The organism is Enterococcus sp. AZ048, from assembly GCF_051715125.1.
In the GTDB taxonomy this organism is placed as follows: domain Bacteria; phylum Bacillota; class Bacilli; order Lactobacillales; family Enterococcaceae; genus Enterococcus_A; species Enterococcus_A gilvus.
Genome location: NZ_JBIOTD010000001.1, coordinates 290619 through 303519, shown reverse-complemented (window position 1 = coordinate 303519; position 12901 = coordinate 290619). Strand labels below are relative to the sequence as shown.

General features: G+C 41.5%; 13 protein-coding genes. 1 reads left to right on the top strand and 12 read right to left on the bottom strand.

Going from position 1 to position 12901, the window contains the following annotated elements:
* Position 1: 1 nt before the first annotated feature.
* Positions 2-1456 carry a helix-turn-helix domain-containing protein gene (locus IGI66_RS01710; protein WP_314577407.1) on the bottom strand — a complete coding sequence of 485 codons (1455 nt, stop codon included), beginning with the start codon at positions 1454-1456 and terminating at the stop codon, positions 2-4.
* Positions 1457-1690: 234 nt separating this feature from the next.
* Here IGI66_RS01710 and IGI66_RS01705 point away from each other — a divergent pair, with 234 nt between their 5' ends.
* Positions 1691-2713 (top strand): sortase domain-containing protein, encoded by a 1023-nt coding sequence (locus IGI66_RS01705; protein WP_438847218.1) that lies wholly within the window; start codon positions 1691-1693, stop codon positions 2711-2713.
* 19 nt (positions 2714-2732) lie between these two features.
* Here IGI66_RS01705 and IGI66_RS01700 read toward each other — a convergent pair whose 3' ends face one another.
* The 11 genes from IGI66_RS01700 to IGI66_RS01650 all read right to left on the bottom strand — a co-directional run bounded on the left by IGI66_RS01700 (position 2733) and on the right by IGI66_RS01650 (position 12846).
* Positions 2733-2957 (bottom strand): hypothetical protein, encoded by a 225-nt coding sequence (locus IGI66_RS01700; RefSeq protein ID WP_086305799.1) that lies wholly within the window; start codon positions 2955-2957, stop codon positions 2733-2735.
* On the bottom strand, positions 2932-3249 hold the full coding sequence (locus IGI66_RS01695; protein ID WP_288225782.1) for a helix-turn-helix domain-containing protein: 318 nt from the start codon (positions 3247-3249) through the stop codon (positions 2932-2934). The genes IGI66_RS01700 and IGI66_RS01695 overlap by 26 nt, the downstream gene beginning before the upstream one ends.
* A 256-nt stretch (positions 3250-3505) precedes the next feature.
* On the bottom strand, positions 3506-3877 hold the full coding sequence (locus IGI66_RS01690) for a type II toxin-antitoxin system PemK/MazF family toxin (RefSeq protein ID WP_010782013.1): 372 nt from the start codon (positions 3875-3877) through the stop codon (positions 3506-3508).
* Between the two features lie 39 nt (positions 3878-3916).
* Positions 3917-5047 (bottom strand): alanine racemase, encoded by a 1131-nt coding sequence (gene alr / locus IGI66_RS01685; RefSeq protein ID WP_438847215.1) that lies wholly within the window; start codon positions 5045-5047, stop codon positions 3917-3919.
* Between the two features lie 19 nt (positions 5048-5066).
* Positions 5067-5417, bottom strand: coding sequence for a holo-ACP synthase (gene acpS, locus IGI66_RS01680; protein ID WP_086305802.1), 351 nt, complete (start codon positions 5415-5417; stop codon positions 5067-5069).
* A gap of 149 nt (positions 5418-5566) precedes the next feature.
* The gene (gene cshA / locus IGI66_RS01675; RefSeq protein ID WP_176281376.1) at positions 5567-7126 is read right to left on the bottom strand and encodes a degradosome RNA helicase CshA; all 1560 of its coding nucleotides are present in this window, start codon (positions 7124-7126) and stop codon (positions 5567-5569) included.
* Between the two features lie 331 nt (positions 7127-7457).
* Positions 7458-8813: a UDP-N-acetylmuramoyl-tripeptide--D-alanyl-D-alanine ligase gene (locus tag IGI66_RS01670; RefSeq protein WP_086305804.1), complete on the bottom strand. Its 1356-nt coding sequence runs from the start codon at positions 8811-8813 to the stop codon at positions 7458-7460.
* A gap of 167 nt (positions 8814-8980) precedes the next feature.
* Positions 8981-10045, bottom strand: a complete 1065-nt coding sequence (locus IGI66_RS01665; RefSeq protein ID WP_010782018.1) for a D-alanine--D-alanine ligase — start codon at positions 10043-10045, stop codon at positions 8981-8983.
* Between the two features lie 100 nt (positions 10046-10145).
* Complete coding sequence (locus IGI66_RS01660; RefSeq protein ID WP_114525294.1) at positions 10146-10595, bottom strand: YaiI/YqxD family protein; 450 nt, start codon at positions 10593-10595, stop codon at positions 10146-10148.
* A complete protein-coding gene (locus IGI66_RS01655) occupies positions 10579-11925 on the bottom strand; it encodes a hypothetical protein (protein WP_438847212.1) in 1347 nt (448 codons plus the stop codon). Before IGI66_RS01655 ends, IGI66_RS01660 begins: the two co-directional genes overlap by 17 nt.
* A 21-nt stretch (positions 11926-11946) precedes the next feature.
* Positions 11947-12846, bottom strand: a complete 900-nt coding sequence (locus tag IGI66_RS01650; RefSeq protein WP_010782021.1) for a metallophosphoesterase — start codon at positions 12844-12846, stop codon at positions 11947-11949.
* Between the last annotated feature and the right edge of the window lie 55 nt (positions 12847-12901).

The following is a 12901-nucleotide window of genomic DNA, read 5'->3' as shown; positions in this document are numbered from 1 at the left end:
TTTAACGAATTTCTTTTACAAATGTTCCGATAGAGGATAGGTCACTTTCTGTTAAAAAGTCGTCAACAATTTTTAGGTTTCTGTAAGAATAATTTTTGATTGGATAGTTTGCAATGACAAGATCGTACGCTTTGAAACTCTCGTCGTGCTGGAAATCCAATGCCGAACCTTTATGCGTCTCAATGACGACTCGATAATAAAAGCGGCTTCGGATCAGTTCTGCAATCATATTCGCATGACTCTCTCCAGAATCACTTACTACGAAAATCTTGACCTTCGATGAATGAACATCCAGAGAATGCGCCAGTCCCTTCCATTCTTTAAAGAGAACCGTTAAGACTGAAAAATAAAATTGGCTGAACCATGGATCGCCTGTCGTTCGTTCCATTTTCAAAAGCAACTGTTGAATACATTTAGTAAAATGCGGGTACTGTACCTTCGCATTCCGAGAAAAGTAAGCGGCTGAATCAAATAAGATTGAACGCGGATAGGGACACACTTGATACGCTGCTTGAATTTGCAGAAGCTTTTGCAGCATGCTTTTCCTTCGTTTGCCAGATAGCGTCAACCCATAAAACTTTGACAACTCATCTAAAAAAAGTTCTAAATATTTTAATGTCAGCGCGCAACTAGGATCAAAACGGCTAATGAAACACGCACAAAATAAACTGTTCGCGACCTCATAATGCCAATCCTTTATCACGATGTATTCTGAACCTTCCACCGTTTCATCTGCTATAGGCCGTAGGGACAAGAGCGCAGTGATCATAGGCGGTTCCAGCTCCAATTTTTCGTGTTCTGTCAAAGCGAATCCCTGCGAAGCTCTCACGATGATCACTGCCAATAGGTAACTGCTCTCCAATACTTCGCGATCGTTGTAATCCATATCGAATGAGTGCGTCGCAACTCTGATAAAATCAATGATCTTCTCGCGTTCCAAATTAAAGGGCCACTCATTGACACCATACTTCTCTAAAAACAATTGCACATAAAATACACGTACCCATCCTTCATTTTTCGCAGTGATTCGAAATGGTCTACGTTCAAGAACAAGTCCTTTTTCTTTCAACACTTTATCAAGTTGTTTGATCATTCGATAAAAGGTCGCTTCACTGACAAATAATTCATTGATCCAGTAATCCATATCCTCATTTGGCTGGAAGAAGATTCTTTCCAAAAAAGTAAATGCTTCCGATTCATCCATCAAATCTCGCGCTAACTGACGCGTCTTATTATGAAGAGCATCATTTAATCTTAAGCCATTCGTACGGGAATACTCAACGCCAACATGTTCTCCCCAATGATCATTGATTGCATCAACATCTGATAAGATTGTTTTTACGGAACAATCTAATAGATCTGCAATCATTTCTGGATTCTGCCACCCTATTAAATCTCTTAAAACACCGATGATGGCTAGACGCCGCTGTGTTGTGTTTTTAAGTAATCTTCGCACAAAAGTCCCCTCCTAAGCCGATCGTCATTATTCTTCAAAAACGATAATATTTTTTCATTTTTTGGATTATAACATTACTTGGTCATTATATCATAAAATAACTCTACGAAAACGGAAAAATATCGGTATTTATTTAACTAAAATTCACAAATAACAACCAATATTAATAAATATGTTATTTTTATTTTTTCTTTTTTTGCCCTGCTTTATTATCTAGGCAAATAAGAAAAAGGAGTGTTTTTCTTGAAAATCTTCAGAAGAAAACAATTCATTATTTCCGTTGTTATTGTATGTCTCTTATTACTGGCTGGTCCCTTCCATTTTTCTTCTGTCGCTGAAGCGAAAGCGACCCCTAAAGACAAAACGGCACAGGAAAATCAAGTAAAAATCCATGGTGATGATACCATTACGATCGTACCAACCGATTCCTTTCACCCTTACCAATACTACAAAGCGGTTAACGAAAACCTCCGTCCAATAAAAATGACCTTTAATACGATCGATGCAAGCAAGCCAGGACACTATGAGTTGACCCTGAGTGCTAAAAATAAGCAAGATTACGATGAGCGGAAAGTTTCGATCATTGTTGAAGAGGCAACTACCGAAAATAAAGCGGCGGCAAATCAAGTAAACGAATCGTCCATTGCAAAACCAAGTGCTCCAGAGCCTTCATATCAAGCGCCAGTAGAAACAACAACACCAACTGAAACGCAGCAAAAAGACAGTGAGAGAACACAAGAAGCACCTCCTCAACCAGAGCAATCCCATACACAGCCGTCGGTTCCACCTCAAGAAACGCCACATGAAGCAAAGACAACTGAATCCACGGTACCAGAGACACCCGCAATGCCCGCAAATCAAATTTCATTTTTAGGCTATTCTCTTCCTTACCAAAATGCCGGTCAGGGGAGTGGGCAAGGAATTATTGATGGCGGCGGTACCGCAGCAACTTGGGGCGGCAGTCCAATACAATCCGGCAGTGACAATCAAAACACTCATTTCATCGGACATAACCCAGGCGTCTTTTCAGCGATCCTATCCCTCAGCGCAGGACAATCCATCACCGTTACTGATCAAGCGGGCAACGCGGCATCCTATGTCGTAACTGGCGTAGTCCAAGTAGACGACAGCGGACGAGATATTCATTCGGGTCAGGATCATTGGGGCCATATTACTTCAGCCGGCGGCGGGGAACGCATTACCTTGCAGACCTGTTTAAGTGATACGGTTAATCAAATCGTCTTTGCACAAGGATAACTAAAAAACAGTCTGACACTTAATACATGTCAGACTGTTTTTGTACTTTTTTCTCTAAAATAAAACGGATGCTATGCGCCAAAATCATCGTAGAAAAGACGAGGATCGTTATGAGTTTCAACCATGCCGGGATATAGCCAGTAGGAGCACCAATTCCTCTCATGTGTCCAATAAGGATCAAACACAAACCGCCCAAATTATACGTGACTAGCAATAACTTATTGAGTATCCTGATCTTTTCCACGCTCTTCTCCTCCTTCTAAAAGAGATAGGCCATCCAATCCAAAACCTCTTACGACACTCCGCGGATCTGTTAAATAATCCAAAAAACGAGGTTTGGCTTGTCCCAACAATGCATCTGTACTTTTACGGAAAATTTTACTCAGAGCAATCAATTGATCATAATCTGGCGCGCTTTTGTCCAACTCCCATTTTGATACTGTTTGTGGTGTGACATGCAAACGGTTCGCAAGTTGTTTCTGACTCATTTTCTCCTTTTGCCGAAAATATCTAAGCTGTGATCCGATCTCAACCATGATTTCCCCCACCCATCTCAATGTTTCTTCTATAGATAGTATACAACGAAATATTTCTATGCAGCTACAAAGGAGCGGTAGACAATTCATTGAGTGGACAAAAAAAGGACGCAACGAATCGTTGCATCCTTGATATTTAGCGAATGTAAAAAATAATACCACTATACACACGTCCCTAATTATACAAACTGATTGAAAACACAAGTTCCGTCCAAGCAGAATAATTAGATCCGCAAATCACTAACATTTGGCTCTTTTATGTAAGGTTCGTAGTAACTGCTGACATCGTCTCGATGCCAACGCTGATACGCAAAGCCGCATCCACTTCTGCCATCAAACAGCGATCCAAGTGGCAAACCTTTTCCTTCAAGCGAGATTTATCGATGGTTCGAATCTGCTCTAATAAAATGACCGAGTCTCGTTCGATCCCCGTACCGTTTGATTTGATCCCAATATGTGTCGGTAATTTAGGCTTTGCCATTTTAGCCGTGATCGCCGCAATGATGATCGTTGGACTAAAATGATTGCCTAAATTATTCTGGATCACCAACACTGGTCGGATCCCCCCTTGTTCAGAACCAATCACTGGCGATAAATCTGCGAAATAGATATCACCACGCTTAACCATAATTTTCCTCCCAAAGTTTCGTAATAGTTTCATTCATACTTACTCTTGATAAATTCTCGGTACACGTTCTGAAAGAATACAACATACTTCGTAATGAATCGTTCCTAAATGATCCGCAACGTCTTGCATCGTGATTTCTTGCCCGTTGTTCCTACCAATCAATGTCACTTTTGTGCCAACCTTGAATTCATGAGGCAGACGAATCATTAATTGATCCATACAAACACGCCCAATAATTTCACAAAATTCGCCGTCAACTAATAATGAAAAACCTTGCATCTTCCGTACCCAACCATCCGCATAGCCGATTGGCACCGTTCCGATCCATTCCTTTTCAGGCGTATCGTATGTTTTCCCGTAACCAACACCTTCACCACTTGGCAGCTCTTTAACTTGGATCAGCTCAGAAACCAGTTCCATTGCTGGGATTAATGGATAGGTCTCAGGTAATTCATGTCCAGATGGATTCAATCCATACATCCCGATCCCATAACGAATCATGTTTCCAGGCATTTCTTTGTCATGCCATAAAGCCGTCGCACTATTGCTGGAATGAACATAACGAGGCAACTGAGCCAAAGCTTGAATAATTCCATTGAAACGATCTGCTTGTTTGTGCCAATAAGAAGTGTCCTGCTCATCAGCCGTAGCGAAATGCGTAAACAATCCCTCCCAAATCATATCGGGGGACGCTTCGATAAACGCAGCCGCTTCTTTGACTTCGTCTGCTGTCAAGAACCCAATTCGTCCCATCCCAGTATCCGCTTTGATATGAATTTTTATTGGAGCAGTCGTTGTTTCTTCTAGATCGTTCAACACTTTTTGTGCTTCGATCAACCAGTCCTTTGTTGCGACTGTGATAGATAGATCATAATCAATGACTAACGATAAATAACTTGGAAACACGACACTTAATACTAAAATCGGCTCAGTGATTCCTGCCTCCCGTAATTCAACCGCCTCATCTAATGTCGCTACGCAAAAACCAGTCGCACCCGCAGATAAAGCAACATGCGCTGTCGCTACCGCACCATGGCCATATCCGTCTGCCTTAACAACAGCGAACAATTCAACACCTTCTGGTAACCGTTCGACTTCATTTTTGATGTTCTCTTTCATTGCTTTCCTATGTATGATAGCTCTCGTAGGTCGATGATACGTTACAACCATAAAGTACGTGTCCTTCTTTCTATTCCTCTAGCACTACTTGTGCAATTGCTAGCTCCTCTGTGTGCGTCAAACTGACAAACACGTTTCCCTTGTGAGGTGATTTTGTAAAGGCCGGCGCACCATGATCATCGCGCAAAATTTCTAACTCTTGAAAACTAACTTTTCCAATACCCGTTCCCCAAGCTTTAGAAAATGCTTCTTTGCATGCATACCGTCCTGCTAAAAATTCTACCTGACGATGGGGAGAATGGCTAGCAAAAAGGGTCTGTTCTGCCGGAGTTAATATCCGATCCACAAAATGCGGCCGACGTTCTATAATTTTGGCGACCCGCTCAAGCTCTGTGGCATCAATTCCAATTCCTTTAATCATGCAATCCTCACCCCTTTCAAGTAACACTCTTATTTTACCAAAGACTTCTTTAAATGCTACGATTTTTTTCAAAGAATCTTTTCAAAGTCTGTCATAACAAGAAAAAACCATCAATCAAAAAGATTGATGGCTTTGATAGTCGCTGATAATTAGTCGTTCGAGTTCGTACGAATCACGAAACCACGTTTTTTATCATTGCTGCGGTTTGTATTTTTGTTGTTGTTGTTGCTGCGTTGCTTGTTGCCACCGTAGTTTTTATTTTTATTACGGTCGCGATCACCGCCACGGTCTTTACGGTAATTATCTTTGCCACGGCCGCCGCCACGGTTATTTCCACCGCTGCGTTTTCCTCCGCCACGATTGAAGCCGCCTTTTTTATTTGAAGGCAATGGGCGTTCTGGAGTGATTTTTACTGGTACAGCATCTGAAGGATCTTTTGCTGTCGTTTTCAACAATAAAGCAACAAGCTCTTCTGGTGAATACGCCGCTAATAATTCTTTAGCAGACTCATTGTATTTTTCAAGGCTGTCGGAATTTTCTTCCATTTGACTTTGAACTTGTTCCATCGCTGCACCTAATTGGCCTTTGAAGGCTTCTTTTTCGGTTGGCGGACGCATTGGGTTCATGCGTTTTTTCGTCAAGTTTTCAATCACATGCAAGTAGCCCATTTCGTTTGGTGTAACGAATGTGACAGACATTCCGCCTTTACCAGCACGGCCTGTACGACCAATACGGTGAACATAGCTTTCTGGATCTTGTGGAATATCGTAGTTGTATACGTGGGTAACGCCAGAAATATCCAAGCCGCGGGCTGCTACGTCTGTCGCTACTAAAATATCAAGATCGCCACGTTTGAATGAACGTAATACGCTCATCCGTTTTTGCTGTGACAAGTCGCCATGGATACCTTCAGCTTTATAGCCGCGGGCTTCTAAGCCACGAGCCAATTCGTCTACACGGCGTTTTGTACGACCGAAAACGATCGCTAGGTCTGGTGTTTGAACATCAAACAAGCGCGTCATGACATCGAATTTTTCATAATCTTTTGCCCGAACATAATATTGATCGATCAAATCAGCCGTCATTTCTTTGGCTTTGATTTTCACGTGTTCAGGGTCTTTCATGAATTTCACGCCGATTTTTTTGATTGCATCAGGCATTGTTGCTGAGAACAACAATGTTTGGCGTTCTGCAGGGACCTTACTGATGATTTTTTCGATATCTTCTAAGAAGCCCATGTTCAACATTTCGTCTGCTTCATCCAAGACCAATGTTTCAACAGTTTCTAATTTCAATGTGTGACGGTTGATGTGATCAAGCATCCGTCCTGGTGTTCCTACAACGATATGTGGACGATCTTTCAACCCACGAATTTGACGGCCAATATCTGCGCCACCGTAAACTGCTTGTACACGAATCTTTTTGTCGCGTCCTAGACGATACAGTTCTTCTTGCGTTTGAATGGCAAGCTCACGAGTTGGTGAGATAACCAGACCTTGTAACCCATTTTTCGTTGTATCGATTTTATCTAGCATTGGCAAGCCAAAAGCGGCTGTTTTACCTGTACCCGTTTGTGCTTGACCAATAACGTCTTTTCCGGCTAATGCTAAAGGAATAGTTTGTTCTTGGATCGGTGTTGCTTCTTCAAATCCTGCGCGTTCAACCGCTAGTAATAGTTCTGGTGCTAATTTTAATTCTTTGAATTTCAAATGATATCCTCCTATTGTCTGTTGACCTTATCATTTAGAGCGTGTGGTTTGGTATCTGCGTTTGGTCTGCAACGGTCCCTTTAGTTGCCGACCTTGGCGATACTACCGAAAAACCGCTCCGCGAAGTCAGGCGGAAGGATCATCTCTCACAAAAAGGGGCTGCGACATCGTTCAACTGAAAAATGCCCCAACCGCTTCTCAAAAATAATTGGTAAGCCAGCGAAACATTCGCTAGCGAATCTTTAATTTATTGGATGACTCATTCAATCATTACTTCATTTCTCGGCAATGGCTCATTTTAGCACATCATTTCGTTTTCTGCAAGTTTTCACTACGACTGCAAAGTTTCAACAACTTCGATCAAGCCCATCCCGTTACTGCCTTTTAGAACCACACTGTCTTGTGCTTGCAAACTCTTTTTGACAGCGTCCATCATTTGCTGTTTTTCTTCTTTGTTGAAGTAATGAACAGCCAAAGCTGGATAACGATCTGCTAAAGCCACCTTTAATCCCTTTATGTCATTACCATATAAAAATACTTCATGAAAATCACGATCATTCAAATGCTCCACCATACTGGTGTGAAGAGAAAAGGAATCGGAACCCAATTCCAGCATATCCGCTAACACAGCCAAGCGGCGGCCTCCTGTCGGAAGTTTGGCAAATGTATCTAGTACTAGACCCATCGCCGTTGGATTCGCATTGTATACGTCACTTAAAATATCGGCGCCATTACTAGCCTTCAGCCACTGCGTTCGGTTTTGCGTGACCTGTACATAGGCTAGTCCTTGAAATATCTCATCATTGGACAAGCCAAACCAGCGGCCGATTGCCATAGCGATCAGCGCATTTTGCACATTGTAATTTCCTGGCAGAGGAATTTGATAGCCCTTGTCATCTACCGAAAATACGGTTGCCCCTTTGTCTTCATTTAGGATCGTAGCAGAAAGATCGCCTGCTTGGATGCCAAATGTTTCAATTGTTTGAGGCAAAGAGCGTATACGCTCCTCTAATAGAGGTTCCGCAGCCGGAATGATCAATAATCCATCTGAGGCTAATCCTGTCGTGATTTCCATTTTCGCATCAGCGATTTTTTCACGGGACCCTAGGTTTTCAATGTGCGCTTCCCCAATAATGGTGATCGCAGCAACATCCGGTTCAGCGAGTTCAGACAACACACTGATTTCACCCGCATGATCCATTCCCATTTCAAGAATCAGTTTCTCTGTTCCTTCTGGCATATGTAAAATTGTGTAAGGCAACCCAATATCATTGTTGTAGTTCCCTTGTGTTTTATACGTCCGAAACGTTTGACTCAGGACCGATTCAGTCATATCTTTTGTCGTTGTTTTGCCATTCGAACCAGTAATCGCGATCACATCTGGATTTTCCTCCAGTAAATAGTAACTCGCTAACGCTTGGAAAGCAGACAGTGTGTCTTTGACCAAGATCACTGCAATCCCTTCAGGGGCAGTTGCGGGATCTTGACTCCATAGCGTAGCCGTTGCGCCATTTTCGATCGCCTTGTTTACAAACGTATGGCCATCATTCGTTCCCTGCAATGGGACGAACAAATCACCGGCTTCAATTTTTCGTGAATCGAATTCGACACCAGTAACGGTCACCTCATTTTCCGCCAATACTTCACCTTGAACGGCCTTGCTGATGATTGTCGTTGTAAAATTCATGGTGTTCCTCCCAAATGTTGTTTCTGACTATAGGCGTTGCCAACGTACTAAATTTTGAGCAATTCGTCAAAAGTTAGCCCGGCAAGCCAAACGATAAAATGAACTTGAGACCGCCTCTTTAAGAAGAAGATCTCAAGTTCTGCTAGTAGTGATAAACAGCGGCCGGACTATTCAAATGCGGCTTGCTGTTCGTAACGCTTCAGGCCTAATTGAATCAATTCTTCTATTAAATCACCGTATTTCAATCCCATATTTTCCCACAATAATGGGTACATACTAAATTCAGTAAAACCAGGCATCGTGTTCAATTCATTCAAGAACAATTCATTCTTGTTCGTCAAGAAGAAATCAATCCGAGAAAGTCCCGAACCGCCAAACATGGTATAGGCAGATTTAGCATAATCTCTTGCTTTTTGCATAACCTCTTCCGGCGCTTCCGCAGGTATAGCCATTTGTATTGTGTTGTCAATGTATTTGGCATTGTAGTCATAGAAAGCTTCTTCTTTGACAATTTCTCCTGGTAACGTCGTCCGCACATCGGTATTTCCTAAAACTGCTACTTCAATTTCACGCGCGTCGATTCCCTGTTCCACTAAGGCACGAGAATCATAACGATACGCTTCTTGTAATGCATTTTGCAGTTCTTCACGATTTTCAGCACGAGAGATTCCTACGCTTGAACCCATATTTGCAGGTTTTACAAACATTGGATATAGCAACATGCCTTCGCATTTATCAAAAATTTGTTTTGGATTCTCTTTCCACTGGTTTTTCAAAACAGGCACATAAGGAACCTGTGGGATTCCTGCCGCTTGCAAGATGTATTTGGTCATAATTTTGTCCATAGCACAGGCACTTGTCATAACACCCGCACCGACATATGGCATATCCAATGTTTCAAGAAATCCTTGGATCGTTCCGTCTTCTCCATTGGGTCCGTGTAAGACTGGAAAGACGATCGCATCCTCTTCTTTGATATCACCAGGCGCAATGACCTTGCCATTAAACCCTTCAACTTCATGCCCTGTTGGGTCCCAAGTTAAGCGCAACGTCTCATCTGTTTCTGGTGCTTCTGTCAACAACGGGCCTTTGACCCATTGACCGGTCTTATCAATATAAACAAGTTGTACTTGATAATAATCAAAATAAACCGCAGAAATTACTGAAAAGGCCGACAAAATTGATACATCATGTTCTGGACTTTTTCCACCATAAAGTAAAATAATTTTCAACTGAGTATCCTCCATTACTTTCTGATCCCTCATATTTTAGCACAAAAATCAAAATCCCCAAAAAGAAATTTTACAAGTGTTACAAACCTTATCATTTAGATTACATTAAAGTCTGTTGAATCAAGCTTTTTAGGACCTCTTTAAACTGTTCCCGATCCTCATTCGTAAAAGGCTTCGGTCCTTTCGTACGCTGCTTCGCTTGCCGCATTTTACTTCCGATAAAACGCTGTGTCAATAAGGCATCTATATTCATTTGCGTATATTCCATCCCAGATTGATGCAGGACATGCGCCGCTTTAGCCAACGTCAAAGAAGCTAAACCGTAATCCTGTGTGACCAAGATATCTTCTGGCTGGATGACCGAAACAATCTTAAAATCTGCTGAATCTGCTCCACGGTCAACATAAATGAATTCCACAAAAGCTGGGTATTCTTTTTTTGAATAGTGATCGATACTTGTTACGATAACCACTGGCAAAGCATATTCTTCAGCCACTTCGATCGTGGTATCTTTTACTGGCGAACCATCGCCGTCAATGATCAAACGCATGTTTCCCCATCCTTCCGACTAGCCAGACTCCAATAAATAGAATGATGATTGAGCTGAATTTAACGATATCCATAGTCATAAGAATATCCGAACCATGCAAATGACTCAGTAAAAAAATATCTTCTATAGGCAGTTGTTTGATTCGTAATGTTAAAAGCAGCAAGAGCATCAAGATAAACTGATGCGTGATACTTCCCTTATTGGATGTAGAGTATTTTGCTGTGAGCCGCTGCTGTTGCTCGATGCTTTCTGTGTCATAAAATAATCGATTCAGCCAACCGCTCGTTCCACTTTGGAAAAAAGTCAATACTAGAATTGCCAATGGAAACAGAACACGGACACTCAACAGCAACAATCCAGCTGCTAATCCAGCCAGTTGCACCTTTAACGGATTGTTGAACGAGCGGCGTATTTTGCCAGCAAAGAGGATCGAACTGATCATCCCTAAAAGATAAGGCAGAAACAAATACACGCCCTGTGAAGCCGTCCCTTTATAGACTGCGATATAAAAAGCACCAAATAAAAAGATGAAATTGCCCAACATCCCATTAAGGAACGTTAGCGCATTTTGCCAAAGCGGAAGCTTCCACCGGTTTTTCACCTGATTAATAAGAACTACTGCCGCAATAAAGACGCCTGCAAATAATAGAATCCCTTGATTCAATAAAGACTCATTAAATAATAACCGTCCGCTTCGCAATAGAAAGAGTGCGATAAAAAACAACAGAAACCATATTAATTCTGAAACAGAGAAAACATGCTTTGTTAATTCTTTAAAATCCATTTCGTAGTGTGGATAATGCTTCACCGTATGATAAGCACAAACAAAATAAAATGCAACCACACTTGGTACGATGACTGCTTGGATCGGAAAAGACAATGTTGTAGTAACTAATAACGGTGTCAAAACAAGCAGGGCGATCAAATAACCTTGATTGCTCATTGTTTGATACCCTTTAGATTTTTCATAGAAAGTCACGCTGGTATTCGCAGGAGGCAGCCAAGAGGCACTCAACCCCCACAAGATGCTTCCCAACAAATAAAACGCAAAATTAATTGTACCCATCAACGTCAAAAATGACCCAATCCCCCCCAGTAAAAGAGAAACCATCAATAACGTATACTGATCGATGGAGCGGTACAATCCGCGAATCAGAAAGACACCTGTCACTCGAAAAGTATAAAAAAGCACAAACGGCAACACTGTGACAGACTGCTTCGGGTCAAGCAAATGCATAAACAATAAATACGGAATGACGATCATCGTGTTTGCTAACACAAACGGGGTCGTCTGAGTAAACTTTAGAAAAAATTGTTTGATTGTTTCCATTAGATATGTATCCTCCTGCTACTAATAAGAAATCAACGTTAGTGATTTTTTAAATTCTTCGATCAGATGTTTTTCTTTATACGCATCGAATTCCGTCCGATGTTCGTTTAATAACCGACGCATCTTCATAGGAATAAACACCTCTGCCAAATGATTATCTAAAATAAAATCACGGGTGATTCCCCACTCGTAATAATACCCCAATGGCCGACAGCTATAAACCGTTCCTTGAATCGTTTGGTCAGAAAACCGTCTATGGGTATGTCCAAATACAACGTGTTGAACATTGGGATACTGATCCAATAATTCACCTAACGCTTTAGATCCTAAAAAAGCATTCAATTTATTCCAAATTTGATAGTCACCATCCAAATGAACGATGAACTCTTCTTTTGGGACGAAATGAGTTGCTAGAATAACTTGATAGTTCTTCTTTGCTAAATCATCTAATGTACGACGTAACTGTCCCAGAATCTCGTGATCTACTGACTGATCATCAGAAAAGCGTTCAATGATACGGTCAAACCAATAAATATTTTTTATAGAACGAATTTGCTTTGGATCATTTAGCTCAGAGAAGCCATAATCATACCAGCCGTTAAAGCCTAGCAAGACCGTTTTCTCATTCAAGGCTAGATAGCGAAGATTTAAGAAATGACTATCTGGATAATGCTCGATCATCTGCTCTCCTTTGATATTTCCCATCTCGTGATTGCCCAAGTTAAACGTCGTCGGGAGTCCACGTTTCCGAAAAAAATCATTGATTGTCAGTGTTTGAGCGATCTTATTAGCAGTATCGCCAGCAAAGTGAAGACGCGTGACGTCCTGTTCCTTCAATAAATTAAAAAGCTTTTCTAGTTCCTTTACGCCAAAATGATTGATATCCGCGTGCAAATCCGTGATAACAGCTAATTTCCCCATTTTGCCGCCTCCTTCCCGTTTACTTTACACAAATCAATCTAATAATGCGAGTCAA

What these genes read in the sequence shown, in the direction of transcription:
- acpS (WP_086305802.1), bottom strand. Translation starts at nt 5,417, where the DNA reads ATGATTAAAGGAATTGGAATTGATGCCACAGAGCTTGAGCGGGTCGCC.
- alr (WP_438847215.1), bottom strand. Translation starts at nt 5,047, where the DNA reads ATGGTTGTAACGTATCATCGACCTACGAGAGCTATCATACATAGGAAA.
- IGI66_RS01650 (WP_010782021.1), bottom strand. Translation starts at nt 12,846, where the DNA reads ATGGGGAAATTAGCTGTTATCACGGATTTGCACGCGGATATCAATCAT.
- IGI66_RS01690 (WP_010782013.1), bottom strand. Translation starts at nt 3,877, where the DNA reads ATGGTTAAGCGTGGTGATATCTATTTCGCAGATTTATCGCCAGTGATT.
- IGI66_RS01695 (WP_288225782.1), bottom strand. Translation starts at nt 3,249, where the DNA reads ATGGTTGAGATCGGATCACAGCTTAGATATTTTCGGCAAAAGGAGAAA.
- IGI66_RS01655 (WP_438847212.1), bottom strand. Translation starts at nt 11,925, where the DNA reads ATGGAAACAATCAAACAATTTTTTCTAAAGTTTACTCAGACGACCCCG.
- IGI66_RS01660 (WP_114525294.1), bottom strand. Translation starts at nt 10,595, where the DNA reads ATGCGTTTGATCATTGACGGCGATGGTTCGCCAGTAAAAGATACCACG.
- IGI66_RS01670 (WP_086305804.1), bottom strand. Translation starts at nt 8,813, where the DNA reads ATGAATTTTACAACGACAATCATCAGCAAGGCCGTTCAAGGTGAAGTA.